Origin of the sequence: Micromonospora sp. SL4-19 (assembly GCF_047921475.1) — a bacterium.
Lineage (GTDB): Bacteria > Actinomycetota > Actinomycetes > Mycobacteriales > Micromonosporaceae > Micromonospora.
Genome location: NZ_JBLROB010000005.1, coordinates 284,977 through 306,788 on the forward strand (window position 1 = coordinate 284,977; position 21,812 = coordinate 306,788).

Here is a 21,812-nt window from a genome sequence, read left to right on the forward strand (position 1 = left end):
GCTCAGCCGAACGGGGCGAGGGCGACGCCGGCCTCGATGAGGGTGGCCCGGACCAGCTCGGCGGAGCGCACCGCACCTGGGCTGTCCCCGTGCAGGCAGATCGACTCGACGTGGCACGGGACGACGCTGCCGTCGACCGCGACCACGGTCCGCTCGGTGGCCATCCGGACGGCCCGAGCAGCCACCTCCGCCGGGTCGGTCACCAGCGCGTTCGCGGCGGTCCGGGGCACCAGCGAGCCGTTGGGCAGGTAGTTCCGGTCGGCGAAGCCCTCGGCGACCACCCGCAGTCCGGCGCCCAGCGCGAGCTGGGCGAGCACCGAACCGGGCGGGCAGAGCAACGGCAGCTCATGGTCGTACGCGTTGACCGCGGCGACCAGCGCGGCGGCCTGGGCCTCGTCGCAGGCCGCCGCGTGGTAGAGCGCGCCGTGCGGCTTGAGATAGCGGACCCGGGTACGGAACAGCCGGCAGAAGGCGTCGAGGGCACCGATCTGGTAGATCGTCTCGTCGCGCAGCTCGGCGAAGTCGTACGCGATGTGCCGCCGCCCGAACCCGGCGAGGTCCCGGTAGCCGACCTGGGCGCCGACCGCGACCCCGCGGGCGGCGGCGCCGGCGCAGACCCGGTGCATCGTGGCCGGGTCGCCGCCGTGGAAGCCGCAGGCCACGTTGGCGGAGGTGACGAGGTCCAACAGTGCCTCGTCGTCGCCGAGCCGCCAGATGCCGAATCCTTCGCCGAGATCAGCGTTGAGGTCCATGGAACGTCACCGTAGTCCCTGGGCGGGCCTGCGCGAGCGGGGTCACGTCGTCCACCACTCCGATCACCGGGTATCCGCCGGTGGTGGGGTGGTCCGCGAGGAAGATCAGCGGTTGCCCGTCCGGCGGCACCTGCACCGCGCCGAGGACGAGGCCCTCGCTGGGCAATTCCCCGGCGACCGCGCGGGGCAGGGCCGCGCCGACCAGTCGCGCGCCGACCCGGTTGCTCGCCGGGCTGATCGCGTACGGGGTGTGGAGCAGCAGGTCCAGCGCGGTGTCGCCGAACCAGTCGTGCCGGGGGCCGAGCCAGAGGGCCAGGCGCAGCTCGGCGGGGACGGGCGGGGTGACGGTGAGGTCCACCGGGGCGGGCGGGCCGACGGGCGGGCCGAGGGGCAGCCGGTCGCCGTTGCGAACCGGGGGCGGGCCGAGGCCGGAGAGGGTGTCCGTGGCGCGGCTGCCGAGCACCGGCTCGACCGCGATCCCGCCGCTGACGGCGAGCCAGCTACGCAGCCCTGCGCGGGCGGCGCCGATCCGCAGCACCGCCCCGGCCGGCAGCGAGAGGGGCCGCCCCACGTCGCCCGGGCGTCGCTCGGTCGGGCGTCCCGCGCCGCGGTTGCCGGTCGGCTCGGCCGGCGGGTGGTCGACGCGGACCTCGACCTCGGCACCGGTGAGCGCCACGGCCACGGCCCGGGTGAACCGCAACGCGCAGCCGGTCAACGTGATCTCCAGCCCGGCGGCGGTCTCCGGGTTGCCGACGAGCCGGTTGGCCAGGCGCAACGCGGCCGGGTCCAGCGCGCCCGAGCGGGGGACGCCGAGGTGGGCGTACCCGGGTCGGCCCTGGTCCTGCACGGTGGTGAGGGCACCGGCCCGGATCACCTCGATCACGCTGCGCGCACCGGCATCAGCCGGACCCGGGTGCCGGGGGTGAGCCGGGCCGGCGGGTCGGCCCGCACGTCGAAGAGGACCAGGTCGGTCCGCCCGACCAGCAGCCAGCCGCCGGGCGATGCGGTCGGGTAGATCCCCGCGTACGGGCCGGCCAGCGCGACCGACCCGGCCGGCACCCGGGTACGTGGGGTGGCCAGCCGGGGCACCGCCAGCTCGGCCGGCAGCCCGGTGAGGTACGCGAATCCGGGCGCGAACCCGCAGAACGCCACCCGGAACTCGGTGTGCCGCAGCCGCTCGACCACGGCCGCCACGTCCACGCCCCAGTGGTCGGCGACGGCGGGCAGGTCCGCCCCGTCGTACACGGTGGGCACCTTGACCTCGGCGGTGGCGGCCGGGTCGGGCCCGCCCCGCGGGGTCCAGCCGGCGATCCGGGCCGCCGCCACCGCCGGGTCCGGTACGCCGTCGACCAGCACGGTGGTCGCGGCCGGGACGATCTCGACGGCGCTCAGCTCACCGGCGCCCCGGCGGCGCCAGAGCTCGGCGCGCCAGGCCTGGACCTGGGCGGGGTCGGCGCAGTCGAGCAGCAGGGCGTGCGCGCCGACCGGTCGGATCCGCATCCCGCCATACTCGCCGATGACGAGGTCGACCAGAGTCCTCCGGCCGGCCAGGGACGTGACGGTACGCACTACTCAGAAGTAACCTACGGTGCCGTAGCCTATTTGCCGTGACCACCTCCGCACCGCTTCGGCTCAAGCCGGTCGACATCGGTAAACCCCGGATGCGCGGCTGGCTGCACACCTACGCGTTCTTCGTCGCGCTCGCCTGCGGCGCCGTGCTCTGTTCGATCGCGGCCGCCCGGCCCGGCTGGGCCCCGCTGGTCAGCTGCCTGATCTACAGCGTGACCGTGTGCGGGCTCTTCGGCACCAGTGCCCTCTACCACCGGCGGGTCTGGTCCGAGCGCGGCTACCAGATCATGCGCCGGATGGACCACTCGATGATCTTCGTGTTCATCGCCGGCACGTACACCCCGTTCTGTTCTCTGCTGCTGGGCACCCGGCAGGCCACCGTCATGCTCAGCCTGGTGTGGGGTGGAGCGCTGGCCGGCGTGGCGCTCAAGCTCGTCTGGCCGCACGCGCCGCGCTGGGTGTCCGCGCCGCTCTACCTGGCGCTCGGCTGGGTCGCGGTGGCGATGCTGCCGCAGATCCTGCACGCCGGCGGGGTCACCGCGCTGGTGCTGCTGATCGTCGGCGGTGCGATCTACAGCGTCGGCGCGGTCTTCTACGCGCTGCGCCGGCCGAACCCGTGGCCGACCGTCTTCGGCCACCACGAGTTCTTCCACGCCTGCACGTTGGTCGCGGCGATCTGCCACCACATCGCGATCTACTTCGCGCTCTTCGCCTGAGCCCGGTCGCGCTCGGCGTCGAGGGCTCCGCGCCGTTGCGGGGCCCTCGACGTCTCGCCGGTGACGGGAATCAGACCGGGTAGCCCGGGCGGCGCACCTCGCGGTACTCCTCGCGTACGACCCCGTCGTCCCGCACCGGCACCACGGGCTCGGCGACGACCCGCTCGCGCACCGGCGCGGCGACCACCGTGCGGCGACGGCTGTTCCAGAAGTAGAGCGTGGTGATCAGGCCGACGAGGCCGACGACCATGAGCACCCACCCGACGACGTTCAGGTCCAGCCATCCCAGATTGGCGTCGATGGCGAACGCGAAGATCGCGCCGAGCGCGATGAGGAAGATGCTGGCACCGATGCCCATGACGCGCCTCCTTGGCGTTCTGCTGGCGTTTCCTACCCGCCGCGGCCGTGAATGAGGTAGCGGCACCCATCGACTTACCCAGGCGCTCTGATCGCCAATCAGGCAAGCTGTGCCCATGACTGACGGCAGGAACCAGCAGCGGACGTTGGTGCTGCTCCGGCACGCCAAGGCCGAGCAGTCCGAGGACGTCCCGGACACGGAACGCCCGCTGACCGCGCGCGGGCACGCCGACGCGGCGGCGGCCGGCGCCTGGCTGGCCCGGCACGCCCTCCTCCCCGACGTGGTGCTCTGCTCGACCGCCCGGCGCACCCGGCAGACCTGGCACGGGGTGGCGCTGGGTATGACGGGGTCCCCGCCGGAGGGGGGACCGGCGGGGACCGCACCGGCGGTGCGCTACGAGGCGACCGCGTACGAGGCGCAGCCGGACGAGCTGCTGAAGCTGGTCCGGGCGGTCGTTCCGGACACCGGCACCGTGCTGCTGATCGCCCACAACCCGGGCATCTCGCTGCTCTCGGGGCTGCTCGATCCGCAGCGGGCGGATCCGGACGGGCTGCGTACCACCGATCTGGTGGTGCACCTGCCGACCACCCGCTGGGCGGTGCTGGCGCCCGCGGGCGCCCCCATCACCGCCCGTCACACGGCCCGGGGCTGAGGCGCTGGAAGAGCCGCTTCCTCACGTCTCCGACAGCGAAGGGGCCTCCTTCCTGACAACCACCCACCCGTGAGCGGGTCAGGATGGTGGTGCCGTGGGCGGCGGCGGATCGGGCGGCGGCGGCATCATCGCGGTCGGGTGGGAGAGCCTGTTCTCCTCCACGATCAGCGTGCGTGCCCGCTTGCGCCGGTCCTGCCAGAACCAGAGCGTGGTGAGCAGGACGGCCAGCCCGGCCAGTATGAACACCCAGCCGACCGCGCGCAGGTCGATCCACCAGACGTTGGCCCGGATGGCGAAGGTCAGAATCGCGCCGAGCGCGATGAGAAAAATGCCGCTTCCAATGCCCATGTGCGCTGCACTCCCCCGTGCGGTGGCCCTTGGGCGAGTCCGGTCATCGTCCGCGATGGTTACCCGTCAGGCGGCCGGCCTACCGGGCGGGCGGGCGGCGAAACAACGGCGGCCGGCGAGCAGTTGGCTCGCCGGCCGCCGTTCGTCAGGGCCGAACCGGTCCGATCACCCCACCGGGATCAGAACGCCTCCTCCGGGAGGTCCATGATCTCCAGGTCGGCGCCCTCGATGATCCGCCGGTCGGCGCCGATACGGGGCAGCACCTCCCGGGCGAAGAACCGGGCGGCGGCCACCTTGCCGGTGTAGAACGCCTGGTCGGCGGCGGAGACCTCGGCGGCCAGGCCCTTCAGCGCCACGTCCGCCTGCTTCTGGAGCAGCCAGCCGACCACCAGGTCGCCGACCGCCAGCAGGAACCGGCGGCTGCTCAGGCCGACCTTGTAGAGGGCCCGCGTGTCGCCGGACTGCGCCTCGCCCAGCCAGCCGGTCAGCACGCCGAGAATGTTCTGGATCTCGGCGAGTGCCTTGCCGAGCGCCTGTCGCTCCTCCTTGAGCTGGCCGTTGCCGGCCTCGGAGGTGATGAACTCCTGGATCTCACCGGCGACCGCCATCAGGGACCTGCCGTTGTCCCGGACGATCTTCCGGAAGACCAGGTCGAGGCTCTGGATCGCGGTGGTGCCCTCGTAGAGGGTGTCGATCTTGGCATCCCGGACGTACTGCTCGATCGGGTAGTCCTGGAGGAAGCCGGAGCCGCCGAAGGTCTGCAGCGACTCGTGGCCGAGCAGCTCGTACGCCCGCTCCGAGCCGACACCCTTCACCAGCGGGAGGAGCAGGTCGTTGACCCGCTTGGCCAGCGCGGTGGCCTTCTCGTCACCGGCCGCCTCGGCCAGCGCGACCTTGTCCTGCCAGGTGGCGGTGTAGCAGACCAGCGCCCGCAGGCCCTCGGCGTACGACTTCTGCAGCAGCAGCGAGCGGCGCACGTCCGGGTGGTGGGTGATGGTCACCCGCGGGGCGCTCTTGTCGGTCTGCTGGGTCAGGTCGGCGCCCTGCACCCGGTTCTTCGCGTATTCCAGGGCGTTCAGGTAGCCCGTGGAGAGGGTGGCGATCGCCTTGGTGCCGACCATCATCCGGGCGTACTCGATGATCATGAACATCTGCCGGATGCCGTCGTGCTTGTCGCCGAGCAGCCACCCCCTGGCCGGCACACCGTGCTCCCCGAAGGTCACCTCGCAGGTGTTGGAGACCTTCAGGCCCATCTTGTGCTCGACGTTGGTGGCGAAGACGCCGTTGCGCTCGCCCAGCTCGCCGGTCTCCTCGTCGAAGTGGTACTTCGGCACGACGAAGAGGGAGAGACCCTTGGTGCCCGGGCCGCCGGCGCCCTCGACGTCCGCTGGGCGGGCCAGCACGTAGTGGACGATGTTGTCGGTGAGGTCGTGCTCACCCGAGGTGATGAAGCGCTTGACGCCCTCGATGTGCCAGGAGCCGTCCGGCTGCGGGATGGCCCGGGTACGACCAGCGCCCACGTCGGAGCCGGCGTCCGGCTCGGTGAGCACCATGGTCGAGCCCCACTGCCGCTCGATGAAGAGCTTGGCCCACTTCTTCTGCCGCTCGTTGCCCTCGACGTGCAGGACGTGCGCGAAGGACGGGCCGGAGGCGTACATCCAGATCGGGGCGTTCGCGCCGAGTACCAGCTCGGCGAGCGACCACCAGAGGGCCCGGGGGGCGTTGGTGCCGCCCAGCTCCTCCGGGAGGTCCAGGCGCCAGAACTCCGAGTCCATGAAGGTCCGGTAGGACTTCTTGAACGACTCGGGCAGCGGCGCGGTGTGCGTCGCCGGGTCGAAGATCGGCGGATTGCGGTCGCTGTCCGAATAGCTGGCGGCCAGGTCCTCGCGAGCGAGCCGGTCGACCTCCGAAAGGAAGCTGCGGGCGGTGTCGACGTCCAGGTCCGTGTACGGCGCCTGGCCGAACGTCCGGTCCGCCCCGAAGACCTCGAACAGGTTGAACTCGAGGTCCCGCAGGTTGCTCTTGTAGTGGGTCATGCTCGCTGGCCCCGCTTCCGGACAGTGTTACCGATCAGTAACTCAGACTCTATTACTCACCGGTAGCCATCGACAAGCCGATCACGGAAGTGACAGCGATTACACACCTGAGCTGGCCGACGGCTGAGCGGACCCCGGGATCGTCAGCTCTCCGCCGCGCCGACCTCCCAGCTCGGCACGGCGGCCGCCACGCCGCTGCTCGGGCCGGTGTATTCCATGAGGACCAGCGCGATGTCGTCGTCGAGCCGTCCGTGCACCCACTCGACCAGGGCGGTCTCCAGCGAGGCGAGGCCGTCGGCGACCGTGCCGTGGCCGAGCAACCGCCAGGCCCGGTCAGCCGTCGGGAAGAACTCGCCTTCCCGGCGCGCCTCCCCGAGCCCGTCGGTGAAGAGCAGCAGCCGGTCGCCCGGTTCGAGCCGTTCCACCCGGGGACGCACCACCGGCATGAAGCCCAACGGAGGGGCGGGCGCGGGAGGTTCCAGCGGGATCACCGCACCTCGGCGCAGCAGCAACGGCGGCGGGTGCCCGCAGTTGACGATGGTGAGGGTGCCGCCCCGCTCCTCGACCAGCGCGGCGGTGACGAAGTCCTCGTCGCCCACGTTGCGGGCCACTGCCCGGTCCAGGTCGGTCACCACCGCACGCAGGTCCGCCCGCTCGTACGCGACGTGCCGGTACGAGCCGAGCACGATGCTGGCCAGCCGGACCGCGTCCAGCCCCTTGCCCCGCACATCGCCAATGATCATGCGAACGCCGTACGGCGTGTCCATCGCCTCGTACAGATCGCCGCCGATCTCCGCTCTGGCCGTCGAGGAGATGTAGCGGGCGGCCACCGCGAGGGTGCCCACCTGTGGGCCGAGCGGGCGGAGCACCGCCTGCTGGGCGACCGAGGCGAGCCGGGACAGCTCGGCGATCCGCTCGGACTGGCGCTGACGGGTCGCCGCCACGGCGGCGGCGATCACGGTGGCCAGCGCGATACCCGTGACGTTGACGGCGGTGACCAGCGACGTGGTCCGCTCGGCGAGGGCGAAGGAGGCCCCGATCGCCGTGGCGAGGACACCCACCCCGAGCACCACCCGCCACGACGCCAGCGCGGCGCAGAGAAACGGCACGGCAACCATCAGCGCGATGTAGTGCGCGGGCCGGCCGTCCGTCAGCTCGATCGCGGAGACGAGCGCGAGCAGCCCGAGGGCCGCGCCGAGGCCGGCGCGGGATCCGGGGCTCAGCGGGCCACGGCCCGACTGGAAGGGTTGCGTGCGTACATCGGACAGCATGCCCGATGGACGTGAACGGGTGAACGAACCTGACCCGTCGTCTGAGGACGTTCTGCCCGGCCGGATCGCCCCACCGGCCCGATCGCCGACGGTCAGCCGAGCACCTCGTACCTGACGGTCACCTCGCCGAGGCTGGTCGAGGCGATCGCCGCGAAGGCAGCGCGGGACAGGTCCAGGCAACGACCGGCGACGAACGGGCCGCGGTCGTTGATCCGGACGACGACCGACTTGCCGTTGCTCGGGTTGGTCACCCTGACCTTCGTGTTGAACGGCAGGGTCTTGTGCGCGGCGGTCAGCGCGTTCGGGTTGAAGGTCTCCCCGTTCGCGGTCATCTGGCCCTCGTCGTAGAAGGACGCCCCGCAGGAGCCGCTGTTCACGACCTTCGGCGCGGTGGTGGTCTTCGTCGCGGTGGGCTTCGGGCTCGCGGTCCGTGTCCTGCCCCGGGAGGCCGCCTGGGTACGGGTCGCCGTCGGGCTGGGGGTGGCCTTCGGCGACGGGCGCAGGCTCGGCGTGACAGGCGCGCTCGGCAGGGCGGACGCGCTCGGCGAGGGGGATTCCGAGGTGGGGGCGACGACGCTGGGCAGGGCCTCGGCGACGGGGGGCTCGGCGGCCGGCTCGCCCGAGGTGAGCTGGACCGCACCGACGGTGCCGCCGACGGCGAGCAGCACACCGACGGCTGCGGTGGCGGCGATGCCGGCGGGCGAGGAGAACTTGCGGGTACGGAGGTGCCTACCAGCCACCGCGCGGTCCTTTCGTCAGCGGAGCAAACCGGCTCGGACCGTAACGAGAGAAGCACTTCCGAAGTCAACCTGATCATGGTGCTATGCCCGTATTTACCCCGATACGTGTATCCGCTCGTGTGAACATCGCTCATACGAACGGGGGAATCATCGCTGGCCGAGATCCATGCCTCATCGTCTGGCATCCGTGCCCGAGGATGGGAGTTGTGCTGAACCGACGCCTGGTCGAGCTGTTCCGCTGGGTCGATCCCGGTCCGGACAGCAGTCATCTGGTCAGCGACATCTCCGGCTGGTGGCGGGATCCGGCGGTGCTGGCCGGGATCGGACCCGCTCTGGCCGGCCTGTTCCCGGACTCCCGGCCCACCGTCGTGATCGCCCCCGAGGTGACCGGGGTGCTGCTCGGCCCGCTGGTCGCGGTGGCCGCCGGCGCCGGATTCCTGCCGGCGTACAAGGAGGACGGTCAGCGCCGGCGAATCGGCCCGATGCGCTGGGCCGAGACGCCACCGGACTACCGGGGCAGGCGACTGCGGATCGGCGTGGACGCCCGGCGGCTCGGCCCCGGTGACCGGGTGCTGTTCGTCGACGACTGGGTGGCCACCGGCGCCCAACTGGACGCGCTCGAGCGGGTGGTCCGGGACAGCGGGGCGGAGCTGGTCGGGACGGCCGCAGTCGTCGCGACCTGCCCACCGTACGTCACCGAGCGGCTCCGGCTGCGCGCCCTGCTCACGGGGGACCTCCTGCCCGGCTGAGCGGGACAGGGGTTGACCTCAAGGACGGTTGAACTTCCAGGATCGTTCGCATGGACGACGGCATCCTGGACGAGGCGTACCAGCGGCTGCACCGCACCGGCCCGGAGTACGAGGGCTGGCTCTCCAACCACGGGCCGATGGCGGTCGAGGCGTTGGTCCGGCACGGGCACGGCGCGCGTGTGCACCACTGGCTGGACGACTACCTGCGCCGGCTGGACGAGCGGCCCCGCGGGCTGCGGCCGATCGACGACTGGCGGGCCGCGCTCGGCGACCCGAAGCGGGCCGGCGACTGGCTCGCCCACTTCGACCGCGAGGTGCGTGACCGCCCCTGGCGGGAGGTGCTGGGCACCTGGTGGCCGCGACTGCTGCCGGGCATCGCGGCCGGGGCCACCCACGGGGTGATCCGGGTGGGGCACGCGGTCCGGGTGCTGCGCGCCGACGGGGTGAACCCGGAGCGGCTCGCCGAACTGGGCCAGGCGCTCGGCTGCTGGGCCGCCCGCTGGCAGCCGGTGCCCGGGGCCGGACCGCTCACCGGCCGGTCCGGCGTGGTGGACGCGCTGGCCGGGCTGCCCCGGGTCCCCGAGCAGACCGGCGGCATCCGGGAACGGCTCGGCCGGCTGCCGGACGTACCGGACTGGCCCGGCGCGGCAGCCGCGCTGTGCCCGCCGGCCACCCCCGCCGAGGCCGAACGGACCCTCACCGAGCTGGTGCACCGGGCCGGCCTGGACTACCTCCGGTTCGGGCACGGCAACCCGGTGATGCTGGTGCACGCGGTGACCGCGCCGACTGCGGTGCTGCGTACGCTGCCGGCTCTGGATCCGGCGCTGTGGGCGCCGAGCGTCGCCGCGGCCTGGTCGGCCACGGCCGCCGTGACCTCGGTGTACGCCCCACCCACGCCGGCCGCTCCACCGGTGGTGGCGCCACGACGGCTCCAGCTCGGCGCGCCGCGACCTGGCGCCGTCGCACTCGGGCCGGCGGAGGTGTTCGCCCGGGCGGCCCGGCACGGCGACGCACACGTGGTGAAGCTGGCCGACGCGGTGCTGGAGGCGCACGTGGCGACCGGCGACGAGCGGGTCCTGGCGGCGGCCGGCTACGCCGGCCAGCTCATCTGACGAGGTCCTCGACCGCGGTGCAGACCCGGCCCAGCACCTCGGCCGACCGGGCCAGCGGGCCGGGCACCCGCATCGAGTGGTCGGCGTCCGGCACCTCCAGCACGTGCGGGGTGAGCCGGCGCGCCACCTCGCCGTCCCAGAGCGAGTCGGCAGTGCCGCCGACCAGCAGGAACGGGGCGGTCGCCCGGCCGAGCGCGTCGACCACGTCGGGGTTGTTCAGCAGCGGGGTCAGCCAGACCGCGCGCAGGCCCCGGTCGGCGGCGAGCGGGGTGGCCAAGCTGCCCAGCGACTTGCCGACCAGCAGCTCCGCACCGTCGGCCAGGGCGGGAGCCACCTGCTCGGCGACCCAGCCGGCGGCCGCGTCGGCGCGCAGGCCCTGCGGCACCTGCCAGGTCACCTCGTGAACGGCGAAGCCGAGGCGACGCAGGGCATCCCCGACGTACGCGAAGAGCGGGGCCCGCGTGTCGTAACCCCGGCCCGGGATGAGCACCGCCCGCCGGTCCGCCATGGTCGCCTCCTCAGGTGTGGCCGGCCCTCACGCTAACGCCCCCGCAGCATGCTGTGGGGGACGTGAAATCCCACGACGTTTCGTCGACCGGCGACTAGCGTCGGCAGGATGTGGCCCCGCATCGGTGGACTCCGCACGCTCGCCCTCGGCACGCCCGGCGAGATGCGCACCAACCTCAACACCCTCGTGCTGGCCGGCGTGAAGACCGCCACCGCCGGCCTGCTGACCGACGAGTACGCCGAAGAGGACGAGGAACTGGAACACGTCGGCGAACGACTGGTCCTGGTCGACGACCATGACGCGCTGGCCGGCCTGGTCGAGGTCACCGGCGTCGACGTGGTCCGCTTCGCCGACGTGTCCTGGGACTTCGCCCGCTCCGAAGGGGAGGGTGACCGGTCCATCGAGGAGTGGCGGGAGGGGCACCGCCGCTACTGGGCCAGGGTGGGCTTCGTGGTCGACGACGACTCCCCGGTGGTCTGCATCCGGTTCCGGCTGGTCTCGGCCGGGGACGGCGGCATCAGCACCGGTGACCTGGGCACCTAGGGTCGGCGCAGCTCGGGCAGCAGGGCCGCCGCCTCCACCAGCACCGCCTCGTCGCCCGCGTACCAGCTGCTGGCCCGGGGCCAGTGCGTCACCACGTCGGTGAAGCCCAGCCGGGCGGCCCGGGCGACCTGTTCGGCGAAGAAGTCCGCGCTGGTGAGTGAGAAGGCCGGCGCCGAGTCCAGCGACAGGTAGCGGTCCAGGGTGGCCGGGTCGCGTCCTGCCCGGTCCAGCGTCTCGTCCATCCGGCCGGCGAGGTCCGCGACCGTCGACCACCAGCTCTCCAGGTCGTCGCCGCCGAGCCCGGTGGTCACCCACCCCTGCCCGAACCGGGCGACCAGCCGCATCGACCGGGGCCCGTTCGCGGCGACCACGAACGGCACCCGGGGCCGTTGGACGCAGCCGGGATTGTTCCGGGCGTCCACCGCGGCGAACCACTCACCGCGCCAGGTCGTGCCGTCCTCCCGCAGGATCAGATCCAGCAGCTCGGTGAACTCGGCGAACCGGTCGACCCGCTGCCGCGGCGGCAGGGTGTCCCCGCCCAGGACGGTGGAGTCGAAGCCGATGCCGCCCGCGCCGAGCCCGAGCAGCAACCGACCACCGGAAACGTCGTCCAGCGCGGTCACCTGCCGAGCGAACGCCGCCGGGTGCCGGAAGTTCGGCGAGGCGACCAGCGTGCCCAGGCGGATCCGGGAGGTCACCGTCGCTGCGGCGGTCAGCGTGCTCATCGAGTCGAACCACGGGCCGTCGACCAGGTCACGCCAGCCCAGGTGGTCGTAGGTCCAGGCGTGGTCGAAACCCCACTCGTCCGCCTGCCGCCAACGCCGCCGCGACTCCGACCAGCGCTGGTCGGGCAGGATCACGATGCCAATCCGCATGATCGCCAGCGTACGGCCCGGGCCGGCTTCGGTGGCGTTCGGCCGAGGGGCTACGCCGGCACCACGTCGGCGACCACACAGGCGAGGTTGTCCGGCGCCCCCTCGGCGTACGCGAGGTCGACCAGGCGCCCGACCACGGTCTCCGGGTCGTCGCCCCCGGCGAGCGCGGCGTGCAGTGCCTCTTGCCCGACCACCGCGGAGAGCCCGTCGGAGCAGAGCAGGTAGCGGTCGCCGGCGAGGGCGGTCCGCAGCGCCAGGTCGGCCTCGACCTGGGCGCCGGCCCCGAGCGCCCGCACCAGCAGGGCCCGCTGCGGGTGCGCCGCGGCCTCGGCCGGGCTGAGCCGGCCCTGGTCGACCAGCGACTGCACGTACGTGTGGTCCTGGGTCAGTCGGAACAGCTCGCCCGCGCGCAGCAGGTACGCCCGGCTGTCCCCGACGTGCAGCAGGGCGAGCTGCGACCCGCGTCGCAGGATCGCGGTGAGGGTGGTGACCGGCTGGTGCCCGTCGGTGGCGCAGGCGCGTACCGTGCGGTCGGCCGACGTCACCGCGTCGGCCAGTGTGGCCAGCAGTTCGGCGGCCGGGGCGTCGGCCAGCTCCAGCGGCCGGAGCGCCTCGACGGCGGCGGCGCTGGCGGCGGCACCCCCCGGGCCACGCATCCCGTCGGCCACGGCGAGCAGAGTCGCACTGGCGTACGCGCTGTCCTCGTTGGAGTCCCGGACCGCGCCGGCCTCGCAGCGGACGGCGTACCGCAGGGTGGTGTCGGACATGGTCGCGCCCCTTTCGGAGAGCTGGTCGACGAGGAGTGCGACGACGCGTCCGCGGGCCGCCGTGTCGGCGCTGACCTGCCGCCACCAGGCGTTGACCGCCTCGGCCGCCGCGCCGGGTGCCAGGCGACAGACGGCCTGGATCTCCGCGAGCGGCATCCCGGCCCGGCGCAGTGCGGCGATCAGCCGGGCCCGGTCGAGCTGAGCCGGCTGGTAGTACCGGTAGCCCGAGTGCGCGTCGACGGCGGCGGGCGGCAGCAGCCCCAGATCGGCGTAGAGCCGAAGCGCCTTGGGCGTCAGGCGCGCCGCGCGGGCGAACGCCCCGATGGTCAGCAGCTCCACGGACGCATCCTCCTCGTGCCGGTCACCACGACCGGCACGGACCACGCTCGGCCCTGCCCAAGGGGCAAGGTCAAGGGGTTGCCCACATATCGATCACTTATATATGTTGCCCACGTGAGCCAGATGCGTGAGCCGACGTTCCTGATCCTCACCGCGCTCGCGGGCGGGCCCCGGCACGGCTACGGGATCATCCAGGAGGTCGCCGCGCTCTCCGGACAGCGCGGCACCCTGCTGCCCGGCACCCTCTACACCGCGCTCGACCGGCTGACCGCGCAGGGGCTCGTGGAGCCCGACCGGGAAGAGGTGGTGGACGGCCGGCTGCGCCGCTACTACCGGCTCACCCCTGGTGGGCTCGACGCCCTCGGGGCCGAGACCGCCCGGATGCGGCAGCTCGCCACCGCGGCCGAGACCCGGCTGGGCGCTCTGCGCCCCCGCACCGCCTGACCCACTCCCGTTCACCCCGCGCTCCCGACCGAAGGGGAGGCCATGTCGCTCACCCGTCACTACCGCCGGTTACTGCTCGCCTATCCGCGGGCCTACCGGCGGGAACGCGGCGAGGAGATCCTCGGCCTGCTGCTCGACACCGCACCCCCGGGGCGTACCCGGCCGACCGGGCGGGAGGCGTTCGACCTGGTCCGCGCCGGCCTGCGCTGCCGCCTCGGCCGGCCCGCCAGCCGCGCAGTCGTCGGGTTGGCCCTGCTCACCGCGCTGATCTGCGGCCTCTTCACCGCGTCGCTGGCCGCCCGGGTCGCCTGGGAGACCTCCCGACCGCAGCCGGACCAGGCCGAGGTCGCGGCGATCTTCGCCGAGGCGTTCCCCGGCCACCGGCTCAACGACGACGTCACGACCGCCCCGGCGCTCTTCGTCTTCTACAACCAGCCGTTGCGGTGGGGGTCGTTCAAGGCGGTGCTGCTCGGCGACGGCGGCGAGTACCAGGAGGGGTCGGCCTACGCGGCGGCGGTCCGCCCGGCGCCGACGCCGGAGGCGGAGATCCTGGCGGCCGCCCGGCAGCGCCTCCGGGCCGCCGGCTGGCAGGTGTACGAACCGACCACCGAGGTCCTGTTCCTTGATGTCTGCAACCCGCGCTGCGTGTCGACGAGCCGGCTGGTCGAGACCGTCCTGGTGGCCCGTCAGGGCGACACCGTGCTCCGGGCGGCCGTCCACGATTCGAGCTACAACTCGTACCTGAATCTGGAGGTGCAGCGGGCGGCACCGCCGGCGGTCCTGCCCGCGGCTGTGCTGGCTGGCCTGGTCGGGGGCGGGCTCGCCTGGTTCGTGTTCGCCTGGGCGAGCCGGCGCACCGAGGGCCGCCGGGGTGTGCACCCGCTGTTCGGGATCGCCTTCTTCCTGTGGTGGGTGCCCGCGCTGCTGTCCACGCCGTCGCTGATTTCCCACCATCTCGACGAACCGCACCCCAGCTGGCATCCGCTGTGGGAGTGGCTCGGGCAGCCGACCTGCTCGCTGCTGTTCCTGGTCGGCGCCGCCTGCGCACTGACCGTGTTGGTTGTCGCGCTGGTCCCCCGGAAGGATCTCCGGCCGCTGATCGTCAGCGCCGGCTGAGCTTCGCCAGCATCCGGCCGAGGTGCGGCTCGATCGTCCCCGGCACGGCGTCGGCCACCTCCCGGGGCGTCCACCAGCGGACGGCCCGGAACTCGCCCGGGTCGGGCGCCAGTTGCTGGTCGCGACTGCCGCTCAGCAGGTACCAGAGGCTGACGTCGGTGTGCCGATCCTCCGGCGGGCCGACCGTCTCGGTCACGGTGAGGAAGGCCGGGCGCTCGCCGAGCCGCGGGGCGAAGACGGCCGGCACGCCCAACTCCTCCAGCACCTCCCGGCGTACGGTCTCCGTCGGGTGCTCGCCCGGCTCGACGTGACCGCCGCTGGGCAGCCACATCCCCGCCCTGCGATGGTCGACCAGCAGCACCGCGCCGTCCGTCTCGTCGCGCAGCAGGAAATACGCGACCAGGTGTGGCGAGGGCGTCCGCGGCTTCTCCCGGCGGAAGATGTCGTCCGTCCTGGCCAGCCAGGCAAGAGTCTCCGCGCGGTGCCGCGCCTCCAGCTCGTCCCCCGGCGTCAACGCCTCGACCAGCGCCCGGATCTCGTCCCGCACGCCGAACATGCTGCCAGTCGGGTACGACGGCGTCAGCCTGCCGGCAAGGGGTTGGCGTCGACCGCGGCGCGGACGAACTCGCGTACCCGGGCGGTGGTGTTCGCCTCCCGCCACACCGGTCCACGACGGATCGGCGGGGCGTCGCGGATCGGCACGTACGCCAGGTCGGGCCGGGGGTGGTAGTGCCGGGTCTGCTCGCCCACCGGCAGCACCCCCCGGCCCATCGCCACCAACGACAGCATCTCGGAGAACGTGTCGCCCGCCGGGCCCTTCGGCACCGGTCGACCCGAGGGCGTCCGGTCCGGGGTGCGGTCCCGCTTGAACTCCGTCGAGGTCACGGCCGGGTACTGCACCACCGGATGCTCGGCCAGCACCTCCAGCGACACCGACTCCGCACCCGCCAGCGGATGGTCCGCGGCCACCGCGAGCACCCGCTGCTCGTGCAGCAGCGCCGGCCCGTTCGCCATTCCGTCGAAGGGGTACGAGGCGATGAGCACGTCGATCGTGCCGTCCCGCAGGCTCGAGCGAGTGGTGGCCAGCGGCGCCTCGTGGACGTGCACCACGCAGTCCGGATGGCGTTCGGAGAAGAGGGTGACGGCGCGGAGCAGGACCGGCGCGGTCCACTCACCGACGAACGCCACCCGCAGCTCTCCGGTCAGCCCCCGCCCGGCCTCGACGGCGCGCTGGACGGCCTCCTCCATCCCGGCCACCAGCGGACGCAGGTCGTCGGCGAGGCGGGCACCGATCGGAGTGAGCCGGACGACCCGGCTGGTGCGCTCGAACAGCGGCGCGCCGATCCGGCGTTCCAGCTTGCGCACCACGTGACTGATCCGCCCGGTGGTCACCCGCAGCCGCTCGGCGGTACGCCCGAAGTGCAGCTCCTCGGCCAGGGTCAGGAACGTCTCGACCTCGTACCGCTCCAGCACGCCGCCCCCCACCGTTGAATCCGGGTCAACGATCGTAGTCCGATCGTGGCTTGGTCGCCGGTACGACCACGACGAGAGTGAACGGTGACGCCTTCGAGGACAGGAGCACCCATGAACCCCGTGACCGACTACCTGGCCGGTCTCGACGCCCCGCTGCGCGAGGTCGGCGAGAAGATCCGCACCGTCGTCGACGCCGCGCTGCCGGAGGCCACCGGCGCGATGTGGCACGGCCACCCCGTATGGGGCATCGGCGACCGGCCCGGACACACGCCGGTCTGCCTGGTCAAGGCGTACCCCTCGTATGTCACCTTCGGGCTGTGGCGGGGCCAGGACGTCGACGACGCCTCCGGCCGGCTCCTCCCGGGCGCGCGGCGGATGGCCTCGGTCAAGCTGCGCAGCCTCGACGAGATCGACCCGGACCTGTTCACCGGCTGGCTCCGGCAGGCGTACGCCCTGGAGGCGCGGTGAGCGCGGTTCGGGTGACGGCCTTCGACCACCTGGTCCTCACCGTCGCCGACGTGGAACGGTCCCTCGACTTCTACTGCGAGACCCTCGGTCTGGAGCCGGTACGCGTCGACCGCTGGCGCGCCGGTGAGGTGCCCTTCCCGTCGGTACGCGTGAGCCCGGAGACCATCATCGACCTGGTACGCGGCGAGCCGAGCGGATCGAATGTCGACCACTTCTGCCTGGTCGTGGCGCCGCTCGACTGGCAGCAGGTGATCGACTCCGGGGTGTTCACCGTGCTGACCGGGCCGGTGCCGCGCTTCGGGGCACGGGGCGACGCCACCTCGATCTACGTACGCGACCCCGACGGCAACACCGTCGAGCTGCGCTGGTACCCGCAGGGCCCATAGGCGGCACTACGCTCCTGCCGGAAAACGGGAGGGATCCGGCTGCCGACCGTTGTTAGCGTGGCGCGATGTCCGAACTGCAGCGGCTCGACGTCCACCACGCCCCCGCACTGCTCCGCTTCGAGCAGGAGAACCGGGCGTACTTCGCGCGGTCTGTGCCGGACCGGGGCGACGACTACTTCGTCGAGTTCGCCGCCCGCCACGCGGCGCTGCTCGCCGAGCAGGCCACCGGACATTGCCACTTCCACGTCCTGGTCGACGACGATGGCACTGTGGTGGGGCGGTTCAACCTGGTCGACGTCGCCGACGGCAGTGCCGAGCTGGGCTACCGGGTGGCCGAGCGGGCAACCGGGCGGGGCGTGGCGCAGGACGGCGTCCGTCGCATCTGTGAGCTGGCCCGCGACGAGTACGGGCTGCGCCGGCTCGTCGCGTCGGCCGCGCGGGCGAACCCGGCTTCGCTCGCGGTGCTGCGGCGCACCGGCTTCACCGAGGCCGGCGAGGTGCTGCTCAGCGGGCAGCCCGGCCTGCGCCACGTCCGCGACCTCCATGCAGAGCCAGCTGTTTACATAGGTAGTTGATTTACATAGGTAGTTGATCGTCTTATAGTTGCCGCGTGACCACCCGGATGCGCGAACCGACCTACTTCATCCTGGCCTCGCTACAGGACGAGCCGCTGCACGGCTACGCGATCATCACCCGTGCCGACGAGTTGTCGCGGGGCCGCGTCCGCCTCGCCACCGGCACGCTCTATGCCGCGCTCGACCGCCTCGCCGGCGAGGGATATGTGACCTCGACCCACGAAGAGATCGTCAACGGTCGCGTCCGGCGCTACTACCGGCTCACCCCGGAGGGCGCCGCCGCGCTGCGGTCGGAGGCCGAGGCCATGGCGGCCGCCGCCCGGGTGGTCACCGACCGGACACCCCGCTCGGTGAAACCGCGACCCGCGGCGGGTCTGGCATGACCGAACTGGAGCGACGGTACGCGGCTCTGTTACGCCTCTACCCCGAGTGGTACCGGCGGAGCCGGGGCGCCGAGATGCTGGCCGTGCTGATGGATTCGGCTCCACCGGACCGGCGCCGCCCTGAGTGGCGGGAGACGCGAGGGCTGATCCTCGGCGCGCTCCGGGTCCGGGCCGGCGCGCAGGGCCACCGTACGGCCGGGCAGTCCTGGTGGGTATCTCTGCGGATCGCCGCCCTGATGGGGTTGATCCAGGCCGTTGGCGACGTCCTCTGGCAGATGGCGCGCAACCCGGTCGCGGTAAGTCTCGCCGTTGTCGCGGCCTGCGTCCTGGCGATGGTGGCGGTGGTTCGCGGGGCGTACCTCGCGGCGACCGTAGTGACGGCCGGGGCCTTCGTGCTGGACGCGGTCGCCCGCGAGACCCTCTACGAATGGTCGGCGTCGTGGCCGTTGCCGCTCGCCGTCGTGCTGCTGATCCCGCTCATCGGGCGCGGCCCAATCGTGGCGCCGCGGGCACTGCACGTCCTGCTGCTCGTGCCGGTGGTGTCGGCCGCACTGATGGGGTACGGAACGATCACGCAGGACCCCTCGTTGCAGACCGGCAGCCGCGCGGTGTGGCAAACGCTCGCGGTCGCCGCGATCCTCTGGTCGGTCATCGACGAACGGGTCACGATGTCGATCGGTCTCGCCTTCCTGTACGTCGTCGTCAGCCGGGCCATGGCCGACCAAGTGGCATTGAAGGACTGGTCGCTGGACTACTGGACGCTGATCGACATGGGCATCCTGGCGATCCTGCCGATCCTCGACATCGCCGTCGGCGCCACGGTCGCCGTACGCCGCACCCGCATCTGAGCGTCGTCGGACGCTGCCGGCAGCAGCAACGCCGAAGGCCCTGGCTGGGACTCTCGTCCTGACCAGGGCCTTAGCCTTGGACCTAGCCCGAGTAGGGCTCAGCGCTTGAGCGTGAAGGTGAAGTCGCCGGAGAGCTTGCCGTTCAGCCGGACTGCCGAAACGAGTTTCCCCTCCGTGATCAGTCTCTCGACCTCGGCCCGCGAAAGACCGCAACCTTCAGCGATCAGTCGCACCGGCCGGACAGGGATCCGCGCCGCAAAGCGGACCGAGACGTCGATCACCTCGCGGTCCAGGTGATCCGATCCGCCGGTGTCGAGGCGCCAGGCGTTGTCCCAGTCGAGGGCGATGCGATTACGGCGCTGCACGACCGGATCCTGGAGCACCTCAGCTGTCAGGCCGGGGTCGTTGTCATGCAGCCGGTCCAGCAGCTCAGGCCGTATGGAGCGCACATTCATCCGCTCCAGAACCGTGAGCTTTGCAGTTTCCTCGCAAGCGGTACAGAGCGCGAGGAGCCAGGCGTCGATGAGCTTGTGGTTTGCGTTGACGCGAAACTTACCGCTTACCTGGAAGCGCTCGGACGCGCACACGTGGCAACGGCGGCGAACGAGCGGCAGGCAGGTGGGCAAGACCACCCAGTTTTTGAGCACAGAAGTACACCGGTTTCAGTGAGAAGTCCGCAGCAAAAAGGAGCGCGGCGCACCTGCGCGACGCGCGACAAATCAGCGCTCGGGAGGTCTCACAGGGTGTACAACGGGACGTCCTTGACTAGACGACTTGGTTCGCCAGCACGGTAATGGCGCACACGGCGCTGCTCCACTGGTTTTCGAGCGCCTGCAAGTGGCGCGACTCGGTGGCGGCGTCCGGCCTGCCGGGCTTCCACTGCCACGACCTGCGGCATACCAGCAACCCCCTGGCCTCTCAGACCGGTGCCAGCCTGGCCGATCTGATGGCCCGTGGCTCAGCGACGGTTACGAGATCGGCGGACCGCCCAGACGCCGCCAACGATCGCCGCAGCAGTCGGCAACAGGCAGCAGAGCGCCAGGATGAACACGTGCCACGGCCTGAGAGCTACCATGGCCGACAGGATAGGCACCGAAGATCATCGCCGACAAGAGTGTGGCGGCCTATGTCAAAGATGGAGCAGCGGAAATCCCTCTCGGCATCTCTCACCGCTCCCCTGCCATCCGTGGACCTCTTGCGGACCAAATGCGGACCGCTGCCGGCCTTGGAGTGGAAAAGCTTACGGATGGACGGCCTCGAATGAATCCCGCCTTCCGGTACGGTGACGCTTCACGGATCGCGCCCTTACCGTCGTAGGCCTCGCCGTTCAGGAGGTAACGCGCGTGCGAAGGACCAGCCGCATGGTGTGGTGGCCGGTTAGCGTCTGCCTGATGGTGACACCGGCTGCCTGTACATCCTCAAGAGGTTCCAACCAGGGTGAGGCCCGACCACCGACACCAACCGCATCTTTGAGGGCTGGCCCCAGCGCGTCCCCGTCAACTGACGGGAGCACGAGGCAGGAGTCATGCACTGTATCGGTCGATGCGATGCAGGAACCGCCGGCAGGTTATCGGCTCGTGGGGGAGGACGTCGCGGTGCCCGACCGGCCGGTGCTTCAAGCAGAGGAATCGGCGGAAGCGGATCCGGCAGCCCGGCTGTTCGCCAAATGGGGATTGGTCGTACGCGGCGGCGCAGTGGTTGATCTTCGGGTGGCGCCTGGGTGGGAGGACAGGGCACGTCTCGGATGGGGCTCACCAGCGGTGCCAGCAGTGAGCGCCCATGTGCGTGCCTGCGCACCTGTCGATGACCAGCCTCAGTGGCTGGCCTTTGTCGGCGGCACATGGGTTGCGCGGGCAACCTGCCTACCGCTCACAATTCGGTCGCGGGGGCAGACGGCGCAAGTACAGCTGGGTATCGGCGTCCCATGCGACGGAACCGACCCGCCGAGGTCCTAGGGAAGGCTCGCCAGGAACCTTCGCTGTGAAGGCGGATCTCCTCGTCGTGCAGTCGTAGACCGTCCAGCCCTTGTGGTGCCCGGCGGGCTAATTCACCCCGGCCGATCTCTGGGATGCAAGGACAAGGCCGGCAAGGAAGGCAAGGAGCGCGGCAACACGGTTGACGGTCCTGGCTGTACGGCCGGTCGATGCGTGGCCAGGGAGGGCCCTACGCTGACGCCATGTCGGCGGAGTGCGAGATGATCGACCTAGACGAGTACAACCACAAGCCGGCGGAGTCGGGCGACGCCACCCCTGGCCTCCTCATGGCCAGACGGAAGATGAATGTACGGCTCGTCGCTGCCTTCGTGGTCGGCGTTGTGCTCGGCGGTGTCGGTGTCAGCGAGCTGCGAGACTCACGGGAGGAGCGGGAGCGTAACGCTTCCGTCTCCCTGGTGGTCTACCCCGCGTCCATCATTAACGGGAATCAGGACATCCCGGGCGTCCTTCAGATGGACGGGCAACTGGCAGTGGCCAACGCTGGCCCTGTGCCGATTACGGTTCGTACGGTGACTGGGCAAGGACCGGGTGCCCTGGTCCGTTACACCGGCGAGTCTCGGTTGCTACGCCCCGGCGGTACTGGCTCGTTCAATGTCAAGCTGCGCCTCGATTGCTCGACCGCGTTCGAGAGTGGGCCATTGCCGATGCGATTCTCGGTTGAGACCGCCGATCGACAGATCAGAGAGGTCAGCTACCCCATCGCCCTACAGAGAAGCGCCTGGCAGCTGTGTGGCTGAGCGGCCATACGCGCATTTCCGTGAGATGGAAAGCGCGGGCGGCTAACGCTGAA

General features: G+C 71.7%; 27 protein-coding genes. 13 read left to right on the forward strand and 14 right to left on the reverse strand.

Annotation, left to right across the window (positions count from 1 at the left end; genetic code table 11):
* Window positions 1–2: 2 nt before the first annotated feature.
* The 3 genes from ACNAVT_RS10700 to ACNAVT_RS10710 are packed head-to-tail and all read right to left on the reverse strand — an operon-like array spanning window position 3 to window position 2,252.
* Window positions 3–752 carry a LamB/YcsF family protein gene (locus tag ACNAVT_RS10700; protein WP_416295141.1) on the reverse strand — a complete coding sequence of 250 codons (750 nt, stop codon included), beginning with the start codon at window positions 750–752 and terminating at the stop codon, window positions 3–5.
* On the reverse strand, window positions 736–1,743 hold the full coding sequence (locus ACNAVT_RS10705) for a biotin-dependent carboxyltransferase family protein (protein ID WP_416295211.1): 1,008 nt from the start codon (window positions 1,741–1,743) through the stop codon (window positions 736–738). The genes ACNAVT_RS10700 and ACNAVT_RS10705 overlap by 17 nt, the downstream gene beginning before the upstream one ends.
* Entirely contained in the window at window positions 1,632–2,252 is a 621-nt protein-coding gene (locus ACNAVT_RS10710; protein WP_416295213.1) for a 5-oxoprolinase subunit B family protein, read from the reverse strand. The genes ACNAVT_RS10705 and ACNAVT_RS10710 overlap by 112 nt, the downstream gene beginning before the upstream one ends.
* 107 nt (window positions 2,253–2,359) lie before the next feature.
* Between ACNAVT_RS10710 and trhA the strand changes: the two genes are divergently transcribed.
* Window positions 2,360–3,037: a PAQR family membrane homeostasis protein TrhA gene (trhA, locus tag ACNAVT_RS10715; RefSeq protein WP_416295142.1), complete on the forward strand. Its 678-nt coding sequence runs from the start codon at window positions 2,360–2,362 to the stop codon at window positions 3,035–3,037.
* A 70-nt stretch (window positions 3,038–3,107) separates the two neighbouring features.
* Here trhA and ACNAVT_RS10720 read toward each other — a convergent pair whose 3' ends face one another.
* Window positions 3,108–3,395: a DUF6458 family protein gene (locus ACNAVT_RS10720; protein WP_416295143.1), complete on the reverse strand. Its 288-nt coding sequence runs from the start codon at window positions 3,393–3,395 to the stop codon at window positions 3,108–3,110.
* Window positions 3,396–3,510: 115 nt separating this feature from the next.
* On the opposite strand from ACNAVT_RS10720, the gene ACNAVT_RS10725 reads away from it, so the two are divergent.
* Window positions 3,511–4,047 carry a SixA phosphatase family protein gene (locus ACNAVT_RS10725; RefSeq protein ID WP_416295145.1) on the forward strand — a complete coding sequence of 179 codons (537 nt, stop codon included), beginning with the start codon at window positions 3,511–3,513 and terminating at the stop codon, window positions 4,045–4,047.
* 78 nt (window positions 4,048–4,125) lie between these two features.
* Here ACNAVT_RS10725 and ACNAVT_RS10730 read toward each other — a convergent pair whose 3' ends face one another.
* The 4 genes from ACNAVT_RS10730 to ACNAVT_RS10745 all read right to left on the reverse strand — a co-directional run bounded on the left by ACNAVT_RS10730 (window position 4,126) and on the right by ACNAVT_RS10745 (window position 8,442).
* The gene (locus ACNAVT_RS10730; protein ID WP_416295146.1) at window positions 4,126–4,395 is read right to left on the reverse strand and encodes a DUF6458 family protein; all 270 of its coding nucleotides are present in this window, start codon (window positions 4,393–4,395) and stop codon (window positions 4,126–4,128) included.
* A 179-nt stretch (window positions 4,396–4,574) separates the two neighbouring features.
* On the reverse strand, window positions 4,575–6,431 hold the full coding sequence (locus ACNAVT_RS10735; RefSeq protein ID WP_416295148.1) for an acyl-CoA dehydrogenase: 1,857 nt from the start codon (window positions 6,429–6,431) through the stop codon (window positions 4,575–4,577).
* Between the two features lie 143 nt (window positions 6,432–6,574).
* Window positions 6,575–7,702, reverse strand: coding sequence for a PP2C family protein-serine/threonine phosphatase (locus tag ACNAVT_RS10740; protein WP_416295150.1), 1,128 nt, complete (start codon window positions 7,700–7,702; stop codon window positions 6,575–6,577).
* Window positions 7,703–7,794: 92 nt separating this feature from the next.
* A complete protein-coding gene (locus tag ACNAVT_RS10745; protein ID WP_416295151.1) occupies window positions 7,795–8,442 on the reverse strand; it encodes a septal ring lytic transglycosylase RlpA family protein in 648 nt (215 codons plus the stop codon).
* Between the two features lie 197 nt (window positions 8,443–8,639).
* Here ACNAVT_RS10745 and ACNAVT_RS10750 point away from each other — a divergent pair, with 197 nt between their 5' ends.
* Both ACNAVT_RS10750 and ACNAVT_RS10755 read left to right on the forward strand, forming a co-directional pair.
* On the forward strand, window positions 8,640–9,191 hold the full coding sequence (locus ACNAVT_RS10750) for a phosphoribosyltransferase (RefSeq protein WP_416295152.1): 552 nt from the start codon (window positions 8,640–8,642) through the stop codon (window positions 9,189–9,191).
* Window positions 9,192–9,241: 50 nt separating this feature from the next.
* Window positions 9,242–10,303, forward strand: coding sequence for a hypothetical protein (locus tag ACNAVT_RS10755; RefSeq protein ID WP_416295153.1), 1,062 nt, complete (start codon window positions 9,242–9,244; stop codon window positions 10,301–10,303).
* On the opposite strand, the gene ACNAVT_RS10760 is transcribed toward ACNAVT_RS10755, so the two are convergent.
* A complete protein-coding gene (locus ACNAVT_RS10760) occupies window positions 10,296–10,811 on the reverse strand; it encodes an alpha/beta hydrolase (RefSeq protein WP_416295154.1) in 516 nt (171 codons plus the stop codon). The genes ACNAVT_RS10755 and ACNAVT_RS10760 overlap by 8 nt on opposite strands.
* Window positions 10,812–10,919: 108 nt before the next feature.
* On the opposite strand from ACNAVT_RS10760, the gene ACNAVT_RS10765 reads away from it, so the two are divergent.
* On the forward strand, window positions 10,920–11,354 hold the full coding sequence (locus tag ACNAVT_RS10765; RefSeq protein WP_416295156.1) for an ASCH domain-containing protein: 435 nt from the start codon (window positions 10,920–10,922) through the stop codon (window positions 11,352–11,354).
* Here ACNAVT_RS10765 and ACNAVT_RS10770 read toward each other — a convergent pair.
* Window positions 11,351–12,229 carry an LLM class flavin-dependent oxidoreductase gene (locus tag ACNAVT_RS10770; protein WP_416295158.1) on the reverse strand — a complete coding sequence of 293 codons (879 nt, stop codon included), beginning with the start codon at window positions 12,227–12,229 and terminating at the stop codon, window positions 11,351–11,353. The two genes, ACNAVT_RS10765 and ACNAVT_RS10770, sit on opposite strands and share 4 nt — an antisense overlap.
* Before the next feature lie 50 nt (window positions 12,230–12,279).
* On the reverse strand, window positions 12,280–13,335 hold the full coding sequence (locus ACNAVT_RS10775) for a MerR family transcriptional regulator (RefSeq protein ID WP_416295160.1): 1,056 nt from the start codon (window positions 13,333–13,335) through the stop codon (window positions 12,280–12,282).
* Window positions 13,336–13,458: 123 nt separating this feature from the next.
* Here ACNAVT_RS10775 and ACNAVT_RS10780 point away from each other — a divergent pair, with 123 nt between their 5' ends.
* Both ACNAVT_RS10780 and ACNAVT_RS10785 read left to right on the forward strand, forming a co-directional pair.
* The gene (locus tag ACNAVT_RS10780) at window positions 13,459–13,779 is read left to right on the forward strand and encodes a PadR family transcriptional regulator (protein ID WP_416295214.1); all 321 of its coding nucleotides are present in this window, start codon (window positions 13,459–13,461) and stop codon (window positions 13,777–13,779) included.
* A gap of 42 nt (window positions 13,780–13,821) precedes the next feature.
* Window positions 13,822–14,895 carry a hypothetical protein gene (locus tag ACNAVT_RS10785; RefSeq protein ID WP_416295161.1) on the forward strand — a complete coding sequence of 358 codons (1,074 nt, stop codon included), beginning with the start codon at window positions 13,822–13,824 and terminating at the stop codon, window positions 14,893–14,895.
* Here ACNAVT_RS10785 and ACNAVT_RS10790 read toward each other — a convergent pair.
* Together ACNAVT_RS10790 and ACNAVT_RS10795 are read right to left on the reverse strand one after the other, a co-directional pair.
* Window positions 14,882–15,442 carry an NUDIX hydrolase gene (locus ACNAVT_RS10790; protein ID WP_416295163.1) on the reverse strand — a complete coding sequence of 187 codons (561 nt, stop codon included), beginning with the start codon at window positions 15,440–15,442 and terminating at the stop codon, window positions 14,882–14,884. The two genes, ACNAVT_RS10785 and ACNAVT_RS10790, sit on opposite strands and share 14 nt — an antisense overlap.
* A gap of 32 nt (window positions 15,443–15,474) precedes the next feature.
* Window positions 15,475–16,368, reverse strand: coding sequence for a LysR family transcriptional regulator (locus tag ACNAVT_RS10795; RefSeq protein WP_416295216.1), 894 nt, complete (start codon window positions 16,366–16,368; stop codon window positions 15,475–15,477).
* Window positions 16,369–16,479: 111 nt separating this feature from the next.
* On the opposite strand from ACNAVT_RS10795, the gene ACNAVT_RS10800 reads away from it, so the two are divergent.
* The 5 genes from ACNAVT_RS10800 (at window position 16,480) to ACNAVT_RS10820 (ending at window position 19,028) form a co-directional block, all read left to right on the forward strand.
* On the forward strand, window positions 16,480–16,836 hold the full coding sequence (locus ACNAVT_RS10800) for a DUF1801 domain-containing protein (RefSeq protein WP_416295165.1): 357 nt from the start codon (window positions 16,480–16,482) through the stop codon (window positions 16,834–16,836).
* Window positions 16,833–17,222 carry a VOC family protein gene (locus ACNAVT_RS10805; protein WP_416295166.1) on the forward strand — a complete coding sequence of 130 codons (390 nt, stop codon included), beginning with the start codon at window positions 16,833–16,835 and terminating at the stop codon, window positions 17,220–17,222. Before ACNAVT_RS10800 ends, ACNAVT_RS10805 begins: the two co-directional genes overlap by 4 nt.
* Window positions 17,223–17,287: 65 nt before the next feature.
* Entirely contained in the window at window positions 17,288–17,797 is a 510-nt protein-coding gene (locus tag ACNAVT_RS10810; RefSeq protein ID WP_416295167.1) for a GNAT family N-acetyltransferase, read from the forward strand.
* 47 nt (window positions 17,798–17,844) lie between these two features.
* Complete coding sequence (locus ACNAVT_RS10815; RefSeq protein WP_416295218.1) at window positions 17,845–18,180, forward strand: PadR family transcriptional regulator; 336 nt, start codon at window positions 17,845–17,847, stop codon at window positions 18,178–18,180.
* Window positions 18,177–19,028 carry a hypothetical protein gene (locus ACNAVT_RS10820; RefSeq protein WP_416295169.1) on the forward strand — a complete coding sequence of 284 codons (852 nt, stop codon included), beginning with the start codon at window positions 18,177–18,179 and terminating at the stop codon, window positions 19,026–19,028. Before ACNAVT_RS10815 ends, ACNAVT_RS10820 begins: the two co-directional genes overlap by 4 nt.
* Window positions 19,029–19,126: 98 nt before the next feature.
* On the opposite strand, the gene ACNAVT_RS10825 is transcribed toward ACNAVT_RS10820, so the two are convergent.
* Window positions 19,127–19,675, reverse strand: coding sequence for a DUF1062 domain-containing protein (locus ACNAVT_RS10825; protein WP_416295171.1), 549 nt, complete (start codon window positions 19,673–19,675; stop codon window positions 19,127–19,129).
* A 1,529-nt stretch (window positions 19,676–21,204) separates the two neighbouring features.
* Here ACNAVT_RS10825 and ACNAVT_RS10830 point away from each other — a divergent pair.
* Complete coding sequence (locus tag ACNAVT_RS10830; RefSeq protein WP_416295173.1) at window positions 21,205–21,759, forward strand: hypothetical protein; 555 nt, start codon at window positions 21,205–21,207, stop codon at window positions 21,757–21,759.
* The last annotated feature ends 53 nt before the right edge of the window (window positions 21,760–21,812 follow it).